19 protein-coding genes, 2 tRNA genes and 1 rRNA gene are annotated in these 19,865 nt (G+C 38.5%); 2 read left to right on the top strand and 20 right to left on the bottom strand.

Translation table 11 applies throughout. The features are described 5' to 3' along the window. The 16 genes from AC0C45_RS28705 to spoIIE all read right to left on the bottom strand — a co-directional run. Positions 1-106, bottom strand: a 16S ribosomal RNA gene (locus tag AC0C45_RS28705); the annotation flags it as partial. 283 nt (positions 107-389) lie between these two features. After that, a complete protein-coding gene (gene lysS, locus AC0C45_RS28700) occupies positions 390-1,874 on the bottom strand; it encodes a lysine--tRNA ligase (RefSeq protein WP_013054894.1) in 1,485 nt (494 codons plus the stop codon). Between the two features lie 272 nt (positions 1,875-2,146). Beyond that, positions 2,147-2,692, bottom strand: coding sequence for a 2-amino-4-hydroxy-6-hydroxymethyldihydropteridine diphosphokinase (folK, locus tag AC0C45_RS28695; RefSeq protein WP_237893269.1), 546 nt, complete (start codon positions 2,690-2,692; stop codon positions 2,147-2,149). After that, complete coding sequence (folB, locus tag AC0C45_RS28690; protein WP_047932868.1) at positions 2,693-3,052, bottom strand: dihydroneopterin aldolase; 360 nt, start codon at positions 3,050-3,052, stop codon at positions 2,693-2,695. Positions 3,053-3,073: 21 nt separating this feature from the next. Next, entirely contained in the window at positions 3,074-3,937 is an 864-nt protein-coding gene (gene pabC / locus AC0C45_RS28685; RefSeq protein ID WP_472929211.1) for an aminodeoxychorismate lyase, read from the bottom strand. Between the two features lie 4 nt (positions 3,938-3,941). Beyond that, positions 3,942-4,523 carry an aminodeoxychorismate/anthranilate synthase component II gene (gene pabA / locus AC0C45_RS28680; protein ID WP_013054890.1) on the bottom strand — a complete coding sequence of 194 codons (582 nt, stop codon included), beginning with the start codon at positions 4,521-4,523 and terminating at the stop codon, positions 3,942-3,944. A 2-nt stretch (positions 4,524-4,525) separates the two neighbouring features. Beyond that, complete coding sequence (gene pabB / locus AC0C45_RS28675) at positions 4,526-5,941, bottom strand: aminodeoxychorismate synthase component I (protein WP_237893264.1); 1,416 nt, start codon at positions 5,939-5,941, stop codon at positions 4,526-4,528. Between the two features lie 97 nt (positions 5,942-6,038). Beyond that, entirely contained in the window at positions 6,039-6,977 is a 939-nt protein-coding gene (cysK, locus tag AC0C45_RS28670) for a cysteine synthase A (RefSeq protein WP_013054888.1), read from the bottom strand. Between the two features lie 201 nt (positions 6,978-7,178). Continuing rightward, on the bottom strand, positions 7,179-8,057 hold the full coding sequence (gene hslO, locus AC0C45_RS28665; RefSeq protein WP_013054887.1) for an Hsp33 family molecular chaperone HslO: 879 nt from the start codon (positions 8,055-8,057) through the stop codon (positions 7,179-7,181). A gap of 12 nt (positions 8,058-8,069) precedes the next feature. Then, complete coding sequence (locus tag AC0C45_RS28660) at positions 8,070-8,837, bottom strand: type III pantothenate kinase (RefSeq protein WP_013054886.1); 768 nt, start codon at positions 8,835-8,837, stop codon at positions 8,070-8,072. Positions 8,838-9,054: 217 nt separating this feature from the next. Beyond that, complete coding sequence (gene ftsH / locus AC0C45_RS28655) at positions 9,055-10,965, bottom strand: ATP-dependent zinc metalloprotease FtsH (protein WP_013054885.1); 1,911 nt, start codon at positions 10,963-10,965, stop codon at positions 9,055-9,057. A 93-nt stretch (positions 10,966-11,058) separates the two neighbouring features. After that, positions 11,059-11,598: a hypoxanthine phosphoribosyltransferase gene (hpt, locus tag AC0C45_RS28650; RefSeq protein WP_013054884.1), complete on the bottom strand. Its 540-nt coding sequence runs from the start codon at positions 11,596-11,598 to the stop codon at positions 11,059-11,061. 27 nt (positions 11,599-11,625) lie between these two features. Then, the gene (gene tilS, locus AC0C45_RS28645) at positions 11,626-13,002 is read right to left on the bottom strand and encodes a tRNA lysidine(34) synthetase TilS (protein ID WP_472929210.1); all 1,377 of its coding nucleotides are present in this window, start codon (positions 13,000-13,002) and stop codon (positions 11,626-11,628) included. 96 nt (positions 13,003-13,098) lie between these two features. Next, positions 13,099-14,064 carry a protein kinase domain-containing protein gene (locus AC0C45_RS28640; protein ID WP_034654932.1) on the bottom strand — a complete coding sequence of 322 codons (966 nt, stop codon included), beginning with the start codon at positions 14,062-14,064 and terminating at the stop codon, positions 13,099-13,101. Then, a complete protein-coding gene (locus tag AC0C45_RS28635; protein ID WP_256656515.1) occupies positions 14,033-14,782 on the bottom strand; it encodes a VWA domain-containing protein in 750 nt (249 codons plus the stop codon). Before AC0C45_RS28635 ends, AC0C45_RS28640 begins: the two co-directional genes overlap by 32 nt. A gap of 63 nt (positions 14,783-14,845) precedes the next feature. Continuing rightward, positions 14,846-17,323 (bottom strand): stage II sporulation protein E, encoded by a 2,478-nt coding sequence (gene spoIIE, locus AC0C45_RS28630; protein WP_013054880.1) that lies wholly within the window; start codon positions 17,321-17,323, stop codon positions 14,846-14,848. 312 nt (positions 17,324-17,635) lie between these two features. Here spoIIE and AC0C45_RS28625 point away from each other — a divergent pair. Together AC0C45_RS28625 and AC0C45_RS28620 are read left to right on the top strand one after the other, a co-directional pair. Then, positions 17,636-17,709 (top strand) — tRNA-Met (locus AC0C45_RS28625). 10 nt (positions 17,710-17,719) lie between these two features. Continuing rightward, a tRNA-Glu gene (locus AC0C45_RS28620) sits at positions 17,720-17,791 on the top strand. A 119-nt stretch (positions 17,792-17,910) separates the two neighbouring features. Here AC0C45_RS28620 and AC0C45_RS28615 read toward each other — a convergent pair. The 4 genes from AC0C45_RS28615 to yabP form a co-directional block, all read right to left on the bottom strand. Then, complete coding sequence (locus AC0C45_RS28615; RefSeq protein WP_013054879.1) at positions 17,911-18,378, bottom strand: S1 domain-containing RNA-binding protein; 468 nt, start codon at positions 18,376-18,378, stop codon at positions 17,911-17,913. Between the two features lie 88 nt (positions 18,379-18,466). Continuing rightward, the gene (locus AC0C45_RS28610; RefSeq protein WP_013054878.1) at positions 18,467-18,838 is read right to left on the bottom strand and encodes an FtsB family cell division protein; all 372 of its coding nucleotides are present in this window, start codon (positions 18,836-18,838) and stop codon (positions 18,467-18,469) included. A 4-nt stretch (positions 18,839-18,842) separates the two neighbouring features. Then, on the bottom strand, positions 18,843-19,466 hold the full coding sequence (gene yabQ / locus AC0C45_RS28605; RefSeq protein WP_016762708.1) for a spore cortex biosynthesis protein YabQ: 624 nt from the start codon (positions 19,464-19,466) through the stop codon (positions 18,843-18,845). Beyond that, complete coding sequence (yabP, locus tag AC0C45_RS28600) at positions 19,463-19,768, bottom strand: sporulation protein YabP (RefSeq protein WP_013054876.1); 306 nt, start codon at positions 19,766-19,768, stop codon at positions 19,463-19,465. Before yabP ends, yabQ begins: the two co-directional genes overlap by 4 nt. Between the last annotated feature and the right edge of the window lie 97 nt (positions 19,769-19,865).

Below are 19,865 nucleotides of genomic sequence, written 5' to 3'. Positions count from 1 at the left end.
CCGCCGCTAACGTCATAGAAGCAAGCTTCTAATCAGTTCGCTCGACTTGCATGTATTAGGCACGCCGCCAGCGTTCATCCTGAGCCAGGATCAAACTCTCCGAAGAAATGTTTGACTTGCTCAATTTAAAAAATAAAAATTAACGTTGACGTTTGTCGCTTTGTTCAGTTTTCAAAGTTCAACCGCCGCTCTTAAGCGACTTTACTATCTTATCAAGTTATTAACGTAATGTCAATAACTTTTTTATTTCTTTTTGTTGTTTTCGCTTGTCTGCGTTAGCAACAGATATAAATATACCAAATCAATTTCATAAAAACAAGAGGTGAATTAAAAGTTTAAATTTTCTAATATTATTAACTAAAAAAAAGATGGCCGTAGCCATCTCTTTTTTAGCGTTGACGCATATGTGGGAATAATAGTACATCACGGATTGACGGTGCATTTGTTAGTAACATAACAAGGCGGTCAATACCGATTCCTAGACCACCTGTAGGTGGCATACCATATTCTAATGCCTCAATGAAGTCATCATCCATCTCATGTGCTTCATCGTTTCCTTGTTCTTTCTCTTTCAACTGAGCTTCAAAGCGCTCACGTTGGTCAATTGGATCATTTAGCTCTGTAAATGCGTTCGCGTGTTCACGCGCAACGATAAACAGCTCAAAACGGTCAGTAAAACGCGGATCTTCCGCATTTTTCTTAGCCAATGGAGAGATTTCTACAGGATGTCCGTAAATGAACGTTGGTTGAATTAACTGCTCTTCTACTTTTTGTTCAAAGAATTCGTTTACAATATGTCCATATTGCATATGTTCAGTGATTTCTACCCCGTGTTCTTTTGCTAAAGCACGAGCTTCTTCAACAGATGTTTCTCCCCAGAAGTCTACGCCCGTATATTGTTTAATAGCATCGACCATATGAAGTCTTGTCCACTCTGGAGTTAAATCCACCTCTTGATCGCCATACTGAATCTTTGTTGTGCCAAGTACTTCTTGCGCAATGTGTGCAATTAAGTTCTCTGTTAAAGCCATGATATCTTTGTAGTCCGCATACGCTTCGTACAATTCGATCATTGTAAATTCAGGATTGTGACGTGTAGATACCCCTTCATTACGGAATACACGGCCAATTTCATATACTTTTTCTAATCCACCTACGATTAAACGTTTTAAATGAAGTTCAATCGCAATACGCATATAAAGTTCCATATCAAGCGCGTTGTGGTGTGTCACAAACGGACGAGCTGCTGCTCCACCTGCGATTGAATGCATCATCGGTGTTTCAACTTCTAAATATCCATGATTATCTAAGTAACGGCGCATCGATTGAATAATACGGCTTCTTGAGATGAATGTTTGTTTACTTTCTGGATTTGTAATTAAATCTAAGTAACGTTGACGGTAGCGCTGTTCAATATCTTTTAAACCATGATATTTATCTGGAAGTGGACGAAGCGCTTTTGTTAGTAACGTAAAATCTTTTACTTTAATAGAAAGTTCGCCAACTTTTGTTTTGAATAAAACACCTTCAACCCCTACCAAGTCACCGATATCTACGCTGCTGAAGATTTCGTACTGTTCTTCGCCAATTGCATCTTTACGTACATAAAGCTGAATTTGTCCTGTTAAATCTTGAACGTGAGCGAAACCTGCTTTTCCTTTTCCACGCTTTGTCATAATACGACCAGCTAGTGACACAGGTACTTCATTTTCTTCTAACTGTTCTTTTGTTAACTCGTCATACTCACTAATTAATTGCTGTGATGTATGTGTACGTTCAAAACGTTGACCAAACGGATCAATACCTTGATCTCGTAGGTTGCTCATTTTTTCGCGACGAACGAGAAATTGATCATTTAATTCTTCATGACTCATCGTTTACTCATCTCCATCGTATAATTAAGTTTTCCGAAACAGAAAAAAGGCCAGCATGTTTACTGGCAACTACTACGTTTCTTTAAAATTATTATAGGTTCAGTCGTTTCTCTATGTCAAATCGCTTTATTCTTGCTTCGCTTCTCTTTTTCTTCGATTTCTCTAACAAGCTACCGAATAAACCAACAACCTGCGAACCCAAACCTCAAAGTTTTCACTATGAACTCTACTTTACGCCAATATAAAAATGAATCAACTAATAAGATTCATTTTCACTTATGTAAACCATTACGATTATTTTCGAACATATCTAGTATACCCGTTGTTTGCTCTCGAAATAATTTTACATCTTTTAAATCTGATAAACGTGTTGTGATGGTTTCAACTTTTTCTTCTGCTACAGGGAGAATAAGAGATGGAGCTAGTTCGTTTAGAGGAACCATCACAAACGCTCGTTCAAACATTCGGGGATGAGGGACGCTCAGTCTATCCGTATGAATGATTTTATTACTATAAAGTAAGATATCTAAATCAAGGGTTCTAGGTCCCCATACAATCTCTCTTTTTCGGCCTGCCGTTTGTTCAATGGCTTGCAAACAATCTAAAAGGTGCTCTGACGAATACGTTGTTTGTATTTTTACTACCATGTTTAAAAAGCTTGCTTGATTCGTATACCCGACCGGGGCCGTTTCATAAACAGATGAAACAGCCACTACCTTAATCTCAGAGTGTTTCATCAAGCCAGTAACTCCTGACTTCAAATGTTCCATTCGATTTTCAATATTTGATCCTAATGCAATATATACTTCTGTTGTCATTCAACGGCTCCTTTTAATTTCAATAGCTACCGATTGATAATAACCGGGAATTGGCGGATCCGGCTTATATACCTTTACTGTACAAGCCTGCACGAGTTCGTAATTAGAAAGCAATTCAGATGCAATCGTTTCAGCCACCGTTTCAACTAACTTGAACGTGCGCTTCTCTACAACTTCCTGGCATGTTTGGTATAAATCTGCATAGCTCACCGAGTATTCTAAACTGTCCGTAGTACCAGCTTGCTTTAAATCCAGTTCCACAGCTAAATCCACGTGAAAACGCTGCCCTAATTTATTTTCTTCTGGAAATACGCCATGATAGCCATAGAAACGCATATCATTCACATAAATTTTATCCATCTTTAGTCTCTCCTTTCGCTTTTATACATGTAGCTCGTGTCGACTCATTAGCGACATCGTGTAAGAGCGATACTCTTTTTGCAACTGAGCTGTCAGCGTATGGTCTCCTACTGAAAACTGCTTATCCTTTATACTTCGAAGAGGTACGATTTCTTGAATAGAATTTGTAACGAAAGCTTCATCCCCCTTCAAGAGCTGTTCCACCGTAAATAAGCCTTCTACAACTTCTATGTTTTTCTTTTTAAAAAGCGTAAAAATAAACTGTCTCGTAATTCCATTTAAGATACCTGTTTCAAGAGACGGCGTATATACGCAATCACCTTTTACAAAAAATAAATTGGACACAATACCTTCGGCTAAGAACCCTTCTTTTGTTAAAAAGATACCCTCTTTATTTAAGTCTGAACCAACTTCTCGCTTAGCTAGTACATTATTTAAATAATGATGAGACTTTAACCTCATGGTTCCTTCAGGCGTATTTCGTTTCGTCTCAAGAATAAGCCCCTCTTTTACAAGGGGGCTCGATGGATGAGGCATTGATTTCATATATACGATTGTAGATGGCTTGTCGTATTCTTCCACTTGCAAGCCAATTCCGCCATTTCCTGCTGAGACATTTAATCGAACATACGCATTTCTCTCATTGTTTTTCATTAACAGACTATTAATGATTCCCAACACGTCCTGTGTAGAGTAGTCCCATACAATATTTAATTCACGTAAGCTGCTATGCAGTCGATCCAGATGGTCTTCCACTAAAAATGGATGACCTTCATAAACTCGTAACGTTTCAAACAGCCCTAGGCCATACATATATCCGTGATCAAACGGAGAAATAGTGGCTTCAGACGCAGGCTTTACTTCGCCATTTACGTATATATACATATCATTACACTCGCTTTTTTTCGTAAGTTTCAATAAAATTCTTCAGCATTTCTTTACCGTAAGAAGTCATGATAGATTCAGGATGGAACTGTACTCCTTCAATAGGTAATGATTTATGGCGAATCGCCATAATTTCATCTTCTGCTGTCCACGCTGAAATTTCAAAGCAATCCGGCAGTGAACTTTTTTCTACAATCAAAGAATGATATCGCGTTGCCGTGAACGGATTATCAAGACCTTTAAAGATAGTACGGCCATCATGATGCATTTCAGATGTTTTACCGTGCATTAATTTATCCGCACGAATCACATTCCCTCCAAAAGCTTGCCCAATCGACTGATGCCCTAAGCATACGCCGAATATTGGAATCTTACCTGCAAAATACTCGATGGCTTCTAGACTGATTCCCGCTTCGTTAGGACTGCATGGTCCCGGGGAGATCATCAAGAAATCTGGATTTAGCACTTCAATTTCAGAAAGTGTAATTTCATCATTTCTTTTTACAAGAAGCTCATGCCCTAGCTCACCTAAATACTGTACTAAATTAAACGTAAAAGAATCATAATTATCAATCATTAATATCATCTTTACTCACCCTCACTCAGCTCATTTTCGCTCTGCTCTTTTGCTTTCCATAGTGCAATTGCTTTTTTCAGTGATTCTTTGTATTCGTGTTTCGGATTTGAATCAATCACAACACCCGCACCAGCCTGCACATAAGCTTGGCCGTCTTGAATAATCATAGTGCGAATCGCAATATTTAATTCCATATCTCCATTAAACCCAATCCAACCAATCGATCCTGTATAAATTCCTCGTCGAACTGGTTCAAGTTCTTCAATGATTTCCATTGTACGAACTTTAGGTGCTCCAGTAATCGTTCCTCCAGGAAAAACCGCATCTACGATATCTACAAAATCTTTGTTGCGCGCGAGCTTGCCTTTTACATTAGACACAATATGCATCACATGTGAATATTTTTCAATAACCATAAACTCGTCAACATGCACAGTACCATATTCGCTTACTCTACCAAGATCATTACGCTCCAAGTCAACAAGCATCACATGCTCTGCACGCTCTTTTTCGTTATGAATAAGCTCATCCGCTAACTGTTGGTCTTCTTGATCACCCTTACCGCGAGAGCGTGTTCCCGCAATCGGTCTCGTACTGATTTCATCACCGGCTTTTTTCACTAATAGTTCTGGTGAACAGCTCACAATGTGAAATTCTTCTGTCTGCATATAAGACATGTAAGGAGACGGGTTAATTTTTCGTACCTGTTCGTAGATATGCATAGGATGAGTTTGAAGCTGTTGAGACTGTCGAACAGATAAGTTCACTTGAAACACATCGCCTTGCCCGATATACTCATGTACGCGAGTTGTGGCATCTGAAAAAGCAGCTTCAGACATCGAAACCTCACTCTTTTCGGCAACACGATGAATCCGCTCATATGAGAGTCCTTCATCACTTGCCTCCATCCAGTCCTTTTTGTATTGATCAATACGCTTATGTGCCTGCACTTTACAATCTGCTTCGTCATTAACGATAATCCAGAGCTTTTCCTTTTCTTGATCGTATACAAATACGTCATCGAAAATAAGGAAATAAACGTCCGGCGTTTTCAATGAATCTTCAGCAAGATCAGGTATGGTTTCTACATAGCGGATATAATCATAGCTAATAAAGCCAATTGCTCCACCTTGAAAAGGAGGAAGATCTGGATTCACCTCTGTTTCAAACTTCTTCATCCAGTCTCGCATAAGATGAAGCGGATTACCTTTTTGAACAGTAGTTTGGTCATCCGTTTTGATATGAAGCTCGTTTTGTTCGCCTCGCAAAATGGCTACAGGTTTTAATCCCATCATTTGAAACTTTCCGCCTCGACCGCTTTCAAGCAGGATATGATTCGATTCCTCTTTTGACAACTCTTGATATTTTTTGAACCATTGGTTTTTAGAGATAGAAATAGATTCGCCCCAAGTCATTCTTTGCTGCATTTGTTCACTCTCCTAAAAATAAATCACCTGCTTTCATTTTACATGATTCTTAGATGAAAAAAAACAGCTTCATGTAGAAGCTGTTTTTTTATCGTTTTTATGCTTGTGTTTGTTCCTCGAATTGGAACAATGGAGTACTTAGGTAACGCTCACCATTACTTGGAATAATCGCTAACACTTTTTTACCTTTTCCAAGCTGTTTTGCAGCTTTTAACGCAGCATAAATCGCAGCCCCAGAAGAGATACCTACTAGTACACCTTCTGTTTTTGCTACTTTACGGGCATATTCAAAAGCTTGATCGTTTTGAACAGCGACAACTTCGTCATATACTTCCGTGTTAAGCGTATCCGGAACAAAGTTTGCACCAATTCCTTGAATTTTATGAGGCCCTGGTTGACCACCGCTTAAAATCGGAGAATCAGCTGGCTCTACCGCATAAATTTTGATATTTGGGTACTTTTCTTTTAACACTTCACCAGCACCTGTAATAGTACCGCCAGTACCGATACCTGCCACAAATCCATCTAGCTGATCGCCAAACTGCTCGATAATTTCTTTAGCCGTTGTTTGACGGTGCACTTCTGGGTTCGCCTCGTTTTGGAACTGCTGAGGAATAAAGTAGCCGTGCTCTTTTGCAAGCTCAGTTGCTTTATTAACCGCCCCTTTCATTCCTTCTGGACCTGGTGTTAACACTAACTCTGCACCGTATGCACGAAGCAGATTACGACGCTCAATACTCATCGTTTCAGGCATTGTTAAAATAGCACGGTATCCTTTTGCTGCAGCTACCATTGCTAAGCCAATTCCTGTGTTACCACTTGTTGGTTCAATGATTGTGTCGCCAGGTTTTAACACACCTTTTGCTTCCGCGTCTTCAATCATCGCTAATGCGATACGATCTTTTACGCTGCTTCCCGGGTTCATAAATTCTAATTTTAAATATACATCCGCCATATCTTCTTCAACTAGACGGTTTAGTTTTACGATTGGTGTTTGACCAATTAACTCTGTAATTGAATTTGCAATACGTGCCATATGACCACTCCTAATACCAACTAATTTTATTGATTTTGTATACAATTTATCAGATGTTTTCTAAATTGTCAATCATTTTGTCTTTCCATTTACCTAATTTTGTTATATTTTTAGATCAATATATACAGAAATAGAACTTAATATCTATAAAAAAAGGCGCTCATTTATAAAATGACGCCTTTTAAGAATCTTTTATTTCATTTAAATTGCTTGTTCTTTCATTTCTTCAAGCTGCTTTTTATCAAAACGATAGGTCTCATTACAGAAATGACACTGGGCTTCAGCTTGGCCGTCTTCCTCAATCATCGATTGAATCTCTTCTTGTCCTAAACTGATAATAGCATTGGCAATTCTTTCTTCTGAGCACTGACATTTGAACTCTACAGGCATTGTCTCCAGAAACTTCACATTTTCTTTTCCAAGAACTTCTTCTAAGATTTCCTCAGGAGAAAGACCTTTTTGAATCAGTTTTGAAATTGGTTCAATCGTCTGTAATCGTTGTTCAATAGCTGTAATCGTTTTATCATCTGTTCCCGGCAGAAGCTGAATGATAAATCCGCCCGCAGCTAAGATCGTGTTATCAGGGTTAACAAGTACACCTACACCTACTGAAGATGGGACTTGTTCAGATGTCACAAAATAATACGTGAAATCCTCTCCTAATTCTCCCGATACAATAGGTACTTGTCCGTTAAATTGATCACGCATTCCGATATCTTTTACGACACTTAGCGTGCCATCTGTACCTACAGCACGTGCTACATCTAATTTCCCATGCTGATTTAAATCGAAGTGCGTTTGTGGATTCGTTACATATCCACGCACTTCCCCTTTAGCATTGCTGTCTACTAAAATAACGCCAATTGGGCCGCGGCCTTCAATTTTAATTGTTAGCTTTTGCTCACCCTTTAGCATAGCCCCCATCATGACTCCCGCAGTCATTGAACGCCCCAATGCTGCAGAGGCTGTAGGCCATGTATAGTGACGGCGCTGCGCTTCTCCAACTGTATCCGTTGTTTTTACTGCATAAGCGCGAACTTGACTATTGTAAGCTAATGCTTTTACTAAATAGTCACCCATAATATACACCTCTTACTCCATATTTTTTGTATAAATTATTTGCAATCCTTTTAAAGTCAAAAATGGATCCACAATATCAATAATATCCGACTCTTTAGCAATCAATGTTGCGAGTCCTCCAGTAGCAATAACTTTAGGATTTACTGTTGCTTGCTCTTTCATTCTTGCTACAATTCCTTCTACTTGTCCAACGTATCCATATAAAATACCTGCTTGCATCGCAGATACTGTATTTTTTCCCACAATGCTATTTGGTCGCGCAATTTCAATTCGCGGAAGCTTAGATGCTCTTGAATAAAGAGCTTCTGTCGAAATATTAATACCAGGGGCAATCGCGCCACCCATATATTGCTTATTTTCATCAATATAGCAATATGTGGTTGCGGTACCAAAATCAACGATAATTAAAGGGCTTCCGTATAGCTGAATTCCAGCAACAGCATTTACAATACGGTCTGCTCCCACTTCACGCGGATTTTCATATTTAATATTTAAACCCGTCTTAATTCCAGGACCAACAACAAGCGGCTTTAAATGAAAATACTTTTGACACATTCTCTCCAATGCAAACATAATAGGAGGAACAACAGAGGAAATAATAATACCATGAATATCTTTAAAAGATAAACTAACGTGCTCAAGCAAGGCTTTAATTGTCATGCCATACTCGTCTTCTGTTTTATTACGGCTTGTTTCTACACGCCAGTGATACTTCAATTCATCTCCATCGTATACACCTAATACCGTGTTCGTATTTCCAACATCTAATACAAAAATCATTTCAATCACCACTTTATATAAATTCAGTATTCACACTGAAACCATCATACCATAACTGGTAAATAGACGTGTATATTCTAGATAAAATAGGAATATAATGACACGATTCTCTAGTGGATATCCTACTTATCCACCATATATACGAAAATCTTTTACCAAACCTAACTTTTGCCCATTAAAAAATCAGTGGAGAATATCTCCACTGATCTTTATTGTCTTATGCTTTTGGCTCTTCATCGTCTGTCTTTGTTTGGATGTTTACTTTAACATCTTCATCTGTTACGTGACTAGAACGGTCTGGAAGAGTTCCATGATCTACTAAGTGGTTGATTTGCTCAGCGTCTAACGTTTCTACTTCTAACAATGTTTGAGCTACAAGCTCTAACTTGTCACGGTTTTCTGTTAAGATCTGCTTCGCACGCTCATAGCTTTCTTTAATGAAACGTTGGATTTCATTATCAATTTCATGAGCAATCGCATCACTGTAGTTTTGTTCACTGTGTAAATCACGACCTAAGAATACTTGGCCTTGTTGTGATTGACCGAATTGCATTGGTCCTAACTTTTCACTCATACCGTATTCTGTTACCATTTTACGAGCGATGCTTGTTGCACGCTGGAAGTCATTATGAGCACCTGTACTCACTTCGCCGAAAATAATTTCCTCAGCTACGCGACCACCAAGCAATCCAACAATTTTATCCAGCAGCTCTGGCTTCGTCATAAAGTAGCGATCTTCTTTTGGTAACATAACAGCATATCCACCAGCTTGCCCACGTGGAACAATGGTTACTTTATGTACCATATCAGCTTCGTCTAATACGACACCGATAATTGTATGTCCTGCTTCATGATAAGCAACAATATTGCGTTCTTTTTTAGAAATAACTCGACTTTTCTTAGCTGGACCTGCAATTACGCGGTCTGTTGCTTCGTCAATGTCAACCATTTCAATTTTCTTTTTGTCCTGTCTAGCAGCTACTAAGGCAGCTTCGTTTAACAAGTTTTCGAGATCTGCACCTGAGAAACCTGGCGTACGCATAGCAATTGCTTTTAAGTTTACTGATTCATCTAAAGGCTTATTGCGAGCATGTACTTTAAGCACTGCTTCACGGCCATTTACATCTGGACGATCTACCGTAATTTGACGGTCGAAGCGGCCTGGACGTAATAACGCTGGATCTAAGATATCCGGGCGGTTTGTTGCTGCAATGATAATGATACCTTCGTTAGCACCAAAACCATCCATCTCAACAAGCAATTGGTTCAATGTTTGTTCACGCTCATCGTGTCCGCCACCAAGACCTGCGCCACGTTGACGACCTACAGCATCGATTTCATCAATAAAGATAATACATGGAGCATTCTTCTTCGCATTTTCGAATAAATCACGAACACGAGAAGCACCCACCCCAACAAACATTTCAACAAAGTCTGAACCACTGATAGAGAAGAAAGGAACGCCTGCTTCACCAGCAACAGCTCTTGCTAATAATGTTTTACCAGTACCAGGAGGTCCCACAAGTAAGACACCCTTCGGAATTCTTGCACCTAGCTCTGCGAATTTACGAGGATCTTTTAAGAACTCAACAACTTCCACAAGTTCTTGTTTTTCTTCGTCTGCACCAGCTACGTCTTTAAATTTAACCTTCTTCTTTTCTTCGCTGTAAAGCTTAGCCTTACTTTTACCGAAGTTCATAACGCGGCTTCCGCCACCTTGAGCTTGGTTCAGTAAGAAGAAGAATAGGATGAAAATAATAACAAACGGAATGATTGACGTAAAGAACGTTACCCAGCCGCTTGTTTCATCAGCAGGTTTAAAATCAACTTCTACTTGATTATTTTCTGAAGCAGCGTCAATCCGATCAAGTGCTTTGTCACCATCTACGATGTAAGTTTGGAACGTTTGATCCTTTTTATAAGAATCTAACTTCCCTTGCACAACATACACGCCTCTTTCAGGCTTCATAGAGAGTGATTTCACATCACCTTTGTCTAAGTGTTGAACAAATGTATCGTATCTCATTGGTTCTGCTTTTTGATTAGAGCCACTAAAGAAGCTTACCACGCCAATAATGACTAAAAATATAAGTAAATAAAAGATGGTATTACGGAAGATCCGATTCATTTCTTACCTCCTCCCACGATAAACAAATACTGTATTCAATACTAACATAGAACATTTATCCTATCCAATAAATTGCACTTGGATATGTGCTTATTAATTGCTGTATACTTGCGGTTTAAGAACCCCAATATACGGCAGGTTACGATATTTTTCTTGATAATCTAATCCATACCCTACTACGAATGCATCAGGTACTTCAAATCCAACGTAATCTGCTTTAATAGATGCTTTACGACCTGTTGGTTTGTCTAAGAGTGTGACAATCTTAATTGACTTAGCTTTACGGTACTTGAATAACTCTACAAGATAGCTAAGCGTTAAGCCGCTGTCGATAATATCCTCTAAGATAAGAATATCTCGACCTTCAACTGATGTATCTAAATCTTTTAGGATTTTTACTTCACCAGAAGAAACCATCGCATTGCCATAACTTGATACATCCATAAAATCCATTTCTAAATATGTATCAACACGCTTAATTAGATCAGACATAAAAGGCATAGCGCCTTTTAATACACCGATTACCAAAGGAAAACGGTCAGCGTATTCCTCAGATAATAGCTTACCCAATTCTTTTACTTTCTGTTGTATTTCTTCTTCTGAAATCAAAATTTCTTGAATATCCTGCTTCATTCCTTACTTGCCTCCTAGAAGTTTTCGCTACTTATAGTATAAAATAACATATCTGGACTTATGTGTATGCAGTTCATAAGCAGATTTTTTCAAACCAGGTAGCCACAAAATAGTTCCTTGGCTATCTTCCACTACCGGCCAATGATCTCTGAAGTGTAAAGGGATTTTTTCATCGATAAAAATATCCTTTACTTTTTTATGTCCCTTCATGCCCTTTACTCGCATTTTATCGCCATTTTTTCGTGTCCTTACCTTTAATGATTGTAAATCGTGAGCTTCATCTAAAAGAAAAACATCGTTTCCTCTTATATCTTCGACTTTATTATGTATTTCACAAATAAGCTGGTGACCATTTGGAAGCTCGACGACCCCTGGAATCGGAACAATAAATTCATATGGCTCAATGTTCCCCTCATTAAAGGTGAAAAGACAGTCGTTGTAAGATCGGATAATACGTAAACCATTTGGAAAGTCAAGCGTCCCAGACGGTTTTTCACTTTCGCAAAATCCTACTAACATGTCAACATGCGCTGAGGAAAGGGTTGGAGGAATTTCTTTATAGAGATAGTTTAATATTAGTTGAATACCACGCCTTTGTAAAGGCTTGCGTATCCTTAGAAAACAATCTCTATCGATGAGAATTTCATTTTGCAATTTCTTTCTCATTACTTTATTCATCACATCGGTCGTTAATTCCTCTAAGTATGCTTGATCTTCATGCAAGTTCTCGCTAAATTGTTGAAATTTTTCATGTACAACTGCGTTTTCTTGCTTTAAAAATGGCAAAACGTAATGACGAAACCGATTTCTCGTGTACGAGTCTTTCTCATTACTCGGATCAATCCGAGGGGTAAGCCCATGTAGCTTACAGTAGCGATTGATTTCTTCTTTCGTTACGGCTAGGAACGGCCTAATAATAAATCCATCCGCATATGGCCGCTTGGGCTGCATCCCTGCGTATCCATTCATCGTACTGCCTCGGACCATTCGCATTAACATCGTTTCAATCTGATCATCTCCGTGATGTCCTAATGCAAGAAAATATGCTTTGTGCTTCTTCATAACATGAGTAAAAAATGTATAGCGGCATTCCCTGGCTGCTACTTGAGAAGATAACTTTCTTTCCTTCTGATAGGCAGTAACATCAATCTGCTTCGCCTCACATTTAATATTCAATTGTTTGCAGTAGTTCTGCACATATTCCATATCTTGCTGTGACTCTTCGCCCCGGAACATATGATCAACATGAGCAGCAATAATCGTGAGAGATTTTTGCTCTTTCAGACTCCATAAGAAATGCAGCAGTGCTAAAGAATCAGGACCACCAGAAATACCTACAACCACTGTAGAGCCTGCGGATAATAACTGATGTTTTGTCATAAAATTGTTCACTTGCTTTTCCATAAGAATGACTCATCCTTATAATGTACACGCAATAATGTATCATTAATTTACTTTATACGAATGACTATAAGGAAAGTTTCACAATTTCTCCAAACTTTATAGCACTTGAATAAATAGATACAAAATATAAATCAACATTACAGACGTACAAAGTAGTAGCGTCTCTAACACGTGAGAACGCTTCTTCTTTACTTTAACACGAGGGGCAGACGGTTGACGAACGTTTTGAGGCTTTGTTCCTTTACTTTTTGCCCCTCTTCTTTTTTCGACCGATAACACCTCTGTTTTCATTTCTTTAGCTGACTTATACTTTCCCGTAACCGCTTGATATAAAACGTCCCCGAAAGGTTCCAACTGCTTTGTTGTTAATATAAATTGTTTTAATTGTTCAGCCGGTTTGTCCGTTTTATTAATTCGCTTGCCATAAGCTGCGTGAATCAAAACCATAGATACAGCAAACAAATCATAGGTTGGTTCTGCTTTTCGGGAGCCAAGCCCCCAGTGCGCTCGATCATAAAAGTCGGTGAATTCTTTTATTGACCGCCCTTGCAGAGTTGTTCCTCCTACGTCAATCCATCGAACTTTTACGGGGTTAGATGTTACGACCAGGTTTTCTGGTTTTAAATCACCAAATACCCATCCTTCTTCATGAAGGTTTTCTAAGTCTGTTAAGAGCTGACTTGCAAATACTTGCAGCCATTCTGTCCCTCTTGTTGAGATAAAGGAAAGGAGAGGCTGCCCTTTCACATACTCCATTACATAAAAAGAAAGAGCATGAGAACCGTAGCTCCAATCATCTACATCAAGTAAGCGTGGTCCTAGCACTTTGTCTTTGACTTGAGAGAGCTTTTTTAACACATTCACTTCTGCTGTAACGGACATGTTGGAAAAGCTTATTTTTAACGCTGCTAGCGTCCCGTTTACTAATTGAACTAAATAGACAACTCCAGTTGCCCCCACGCCTAATTTCTCAAGAATTTTATAATGGACGTGATGCCATTTTCCTTGAATTTCTGTTCCCGGAGATAGGTTACATACCTGATTCTTCAATGTATTGTTCATTATTTTTTAACAACCCTCTCAATGAGCGCTTTTTGGTGAAATAATGAGTAGCCTCTTTGATAGCCGGTCCAGTAGGCGTAATACCTCCTGCTGTTAGTTTCGGAAAAATCGTTGAAAGCGACTCTAACCTTGGATTCCAGTCCATTAGCTTCTCTACGTCTTTCTTTTTCCCAGGAAATAAAAAGATTGAAAATTGATTATGCCCCATGCGAGCATTCAAGCTTAACGATAAATCTAACAGCGACTCCTTTACAGTAGGAAGCTTATTTTTCATACTTCCGCTCATGTCAACTAAAATAAGAATCTCTAAGTCAACCGTTTCCCCAAGTTCATCAACAACTTCCATGATTTCTCCTCGCTTCTCAGGAGATAACTCTTCTAATCTTGAATTAGAGGAACCTAGAATTTGCTGAAGTTCTTTATTTACAACACCTTGAAGTGTTTGCGTCATTGCCTGCCTTGTAACCATTTGAACAGTTTGAGATAGCTGTTTTACGTAAACAATTTGACTCACGCCACCGCCTGACATGGCAATGCCTTCTATTTCATTCGTACTTTGCTCATCAATTGTGTCCTCTTCCATCACACCAATAACGTTTACACTAATCCCTTGTTCTTTAGCTAGTGCTGCCATTGCTACCGGATCTTCACCTGTATTCGAACCACCGTCCGTAATGACCAACATCTGTTTCAATGTACCTTTTTTCATAAAAAAAATCCCCTCCTCATTATCAGTATTAACATGATAGACGAGGAGGAGATAAAATATACTTCTATCTAACTATTGTGCTTTTTTACGATAAGCGTAAGAAGGAATCGATGACCATTTCGGGGTATTGTGCTGAAGCTTTGCCACAACTACCGTCATATCATCTTCAATTAAACCTGATTTTGTTCGAATAACTTCTTCCATAATTAAGTCTGCAATTTCTTGTGGATCGTTTGTTTGAAGCTCGCCAATTTTTCGCTTCATCCACATTTCGTAGTTCTCAACGTGTTTTGGTCCTTCAAATACGCCATCACTCATCATAATTAATAAGTCTTCGGCCTTCATTTGTTCATTCACAACATCGACTTCAAATTCTTCAATAATGCCCATTGGCAAATTGCTTGCCTGTATTTTAATCACCTTATCTCCACGTTTGATGAAGCTTGGCGTAGAACCGATTTTCAAGAAGTTTACATTGGCATCTTGTAAGTCGATCATCGCTAAATCTAACGTAGAAAAGATCTCATCGTTTGTACGCAGCGATAAAATAGAGTTAATCGATTTAATTGCAATTGTCTCTTCTATTCCTGTTTGTAAAATTTGTTTTAACAGCTGAAGCGTTTCGCTGCTTTCATAGTGGGCACGCTCTCCATTCCCCATACCATCGCTAATAGCTAGTGCATACTTACCAGCGTTTAGCTCAATCATGGAGTAGCTGTCACCGGATACAAACCCTCCGCCTTTAGCAGCATGTGCTACGCCTGTATCAACAACGTACGCTTTTGTACAGCCAAACGAAACGTGGCAATAGCCTTGAGGATATTTAGCACATTCTTCGTTCTTTACTACAATACTTTCACCTAAAATATCTGTAAGCATTGGCGCAATAATCTTCTCGCATTCTCCTCTTCCGTGACAATATGGTACCCACATTTCAATATCTACATTTCCAGGTTCTAAGCTATAAATTTCAATTTGATTGATTTCCATCCCAAAGTTACGAAGAGCTTCTAAAATCTGTTCTTCTTGTACATTTAAATTTTCGCGCTCTCGCTTAATTTCTTTTGCAAAATTCCCCATGACTTCAGAAACACCGTGAAGCTGTTCTGCTACAATCCTTCTACTTTCTTGAATTTGGGCTTTTAAGTGCTGATTCGCTTTAAAATACGTAAGTTCATGCTCAATCACATCGATGACTTTTTTCGATTTCACACAATGTTTGTCCATTTCTCGAATTAGTCTTGGATTTTGTTCAAGAGTGCCATTATCAACTTCAAGCATAATTTCCTTCATATATTCATAGGTTGTATCAAACTGCTGTGCCCAACATTGTTCTTTTTTAAAACAAAATTGGCATGTCCTTTCGGTAACGCTGCTTAAGAAATAATCAACTTCTTTATCGGCGCTTGGCTTTTCATCATAAAACCCATTTTGCGTAAAGCTTTTGGAAAGTGCTTGAAAAACATTTGAGAACTGTTCTACGCGATTCGCTGTTACATCTCGGATCTTACGCACGTACTGCTGTTGTTCAAGCATGTTTTCAGATGTCCCTGGTACTAGTTTACTCAAGTTTTTCAAAACAAAAGATGGGGTTAATAAAAATAGGACAACAGCCGTCAGTGATTCATACAAATTAGTCGTCAATCCTTGATCAGCCTGAGCATATAGGCCGATTAGCAATGAACCAACAACCAGCCCAAGAGCTGCCCCTAGCTTTTTACCGTCTTTTAAAAGTCCTCCAAGTAAGCCGGAAAAGGCGAGTAAACTCATTTCGTACAAACTAGAAACATTCGCGAAGCTTAAAATTAAACCCGTTACGACCCCTACCGTAGCTCCTATCGTGGGGCCAGATACAAACGCAAAAACTAATACTAAGTAACGAGATAATATATGTTCAGCCGAAAGCCCGTAAATCATCCACCCTATTGTCCCCGTCATAACAGATGCCAACAAAATAATTAGAGAAATCACTTCTTCTGTTTTTAATGATTGTTTTCGCTTTCGGTATGAAATTAAAGGCACGCTTTGTAAGAAAATCATGGTTAAGATAAAGCTCAACCCTGCTTCTACTGCCACAAATGTAAAATCATACATGGTGAATTCCTTGGTAAACACATAAAAAATAGTTAGTTTTGTAAGTAACATCGCGCTAAATACAGTGAACGGCAGCTTTTTTAACGGATCCATTGTCAGTATGCCGCTAAATCGATGAATTAGTAAGAAAACAAATAGTGTAGCAAATACGGTACCTCCATTTTGAATGGAAACACTAAATGCCCCTGCCAATACGGCTAAACTTGCCAATGGTGCTTTTTCTTTCTTTATAGCCATTACAGCTGCAAAGAATGGCAAAGCAAATGGCATGATTTTCATTAAAATTAACGCTCGTCCTAATAAAAAACCTACGACTAGCAGCAACAATCCCCATTGAAATAACACCTTTTCCGTTTTCATACCCGCCTTTGTAAACACACGGGACATTTCTAATCTAGTTCGGTTAAATACCGCCTCTGTTGTTGGACTTGCAAAATCTCTTTCCGTCTTTTGCATTCTCCCACCACCCGCTAATTATACTTATTCATTATTATATCGCGACGAAAGGTGAAATTTTGTCAAACGGACTAGCAAAATACCTATAATCGTTCGACTATTTTCTAGTATTATATTGAAAACTATACAAAAAGATGTACAATCTTACATGGCAATTTAAAAAATATCAGAGATACTGTTTGCCTCAGAGAAAGCCTATAATCATCATTCTTTTTTAAAAGCAAATAATAGTCTATAAAAATAACAAAAAAGTTATTGACAATAACCCTTCTTTTTTATATTATTATAAATGTCTTTTAGAGAACGTATAATGGCGGTGTAGCTCAGCTGGCTAGAGCGTACGGTTCATACCCGTGAGGTCGGGGGTTCGATCCCCTCCGCCGCTACTCGAATAAAGGCCCGTTGGTCAAGCGGTTAAGACACCGCCCTTTCACGGCGGTAACACGGGTTCGAATCCCGTACGGGTCATCAAAAAGCATGTACAACAGTACATGCTTTTTTTCTACTCTTTTTTACATATAAAAAAAGCACCTTTTAGATAAAAGGCACTTTCCAAAACTCGCTATCTATTTGATATAAGCAGCAAGTTAACCGCGTTTTGCACCGCGTCCACCGCGTTTTGATTCGGTATGGCGTTTTAGGGAAGATAAACGTTCTTCACTGTCTTTTAAGAAACGATTCATTTTTTGTTCGAATGTTTCTTTTGTACGGAAATCATTACCGCCACCACGATTGTTATTACGTTGTGGGCGTGAATCACGTGGACGGTCTGAGCGTGGCGCTCTTGCAGGACGCTCTGGTCTTTCTGGACGTTCTGGTTTGTCTACCGCTTTCTTAATTGAAAGACCAATTTTACCATCTTTCTCAACGTTAATTACTTTGACTTCAACTTCGTCGCCCACTTTTAAATGGTCGTTAATGTCCTTTACGTAATTATCAGCTACTTCACTGATATGAACCAAGCCTGTTGAACCTCCTGGTAACTCAACAAAAGCTCCAAAGTTCGTAATACCTGTTACCTTTCCCTGTAACTTGCTGCCTACTTCGATTGACATAAAAAAAATGCTCCTCCTTAAATGATAAAAGAAATCAATTTATTATATTATACAAAAAGCAAAAATACACTGTCAACGAACCATACGTTTAGTCTTTTTTTACATTAAAGATAATTTCCCCGTCTTCTGATAAAAAATAATCTCTGCGGGCAATCTTTTTAATATAATCATCGTCATTTAACTTGACGATTTCACCTTTTAACTGTTTTTGCTTGCTTTGTAATTTTGTCAGCTGCTGTTCTAATTTCACCTTCTCAGCTTTTTTGTTCTCAATAGCTGAGGTTTGCGTAATTAAAGCTGATACCATCAATCCACCAATGATTAAGGCCAACACTCCGAAAACAGTCAAACGCCTAATTAAACCGATACGCTTTCGATCTGTATTTTGTTTAATTTGCTCTTGTTTATGGCTATAATCAGTATTTAACTTCGCGACCTTTTTTTTTCGTACCGCACTCATTGAATTAGTCGTCCCCCTTGTTTTTTAAAGTGTTCACCCATGCAACAATTCTCATTATCATATTCTTTGCACGATTGTAAATTCCTTCTATATACCGAAAACCCATATGTAAAAATCGTTTTACAGGTTTAGGCATCATTCTCCAAAATATGAAAAGAAGCCACCTGGTCGGTACGTAAATAAGCTTTAGACAGAATACGAGCAGCTTATGAACAGCTCGATAGATCCCTAAAGCGACTACAACTAAAATATGAATAAAGAAGCGGATAGGCTTGACCAAAAAAATATTACTAAGCGTTAAAACACCTCGATATAAACTTAATACGCTCGAGACAGTAAATGTTAATACTTTTAAATACAGTGATTGAAATAAGCTTTGATACGCGGCAAAGCCGCAAAACAAAGCAAGAAACGCATACAAACGCAGTTCTCCTTCATTCACTAAAAACAACACATAAAAAATGAGAAGAGCTTGCACCATCCAAAACAACACGTCATTCACAAATACAAACCATGGGCGTGATTTAGAGCGATTAACAAAGTAACGATAAGTATCGAGAGAAGCACCTAAACCGCTTCCCATCGATACCATCGCAAGCATTGTATAGAGCTGAATGTTTAAACTCATCGAAACAACTTACTAAAGAATCCTTTAGCCTTCTCCGATTGGTTCTCATCTAAGTAAACTATATCAAAGATTTTTCCTTTTATCGATACAATTCCTTGATCAACGTCTAAATTTTTCATTTGCAGGTTTTGCCCTCTAACTGACAAGAAACCCATCACTGTTTCAAGTAAAAATTCCTCATTGTCAAAGCTCTCTACCTGCTTCACACCCGTGATATCTAAGAGACGCCGACCCTTCATCACTAAATCATGATTTGGAGTATGGTCTTTGTTTGAATTGCTTGTTTCGTAAAATTGGCTCATATCTTCATCCCCACCTCATTCATTAAGAGCATTCGCTCTTGTTATCTGTTGTTTAAAACATATGAATGAGAAAGGTGATTTAGAACAAGCCTTCATC

The organism is Priestia sp. VA7 (assembly GCF_055710015.1).
This window is presented reverse-complemented; position numbering and strand designations above follow the sequence as displayed.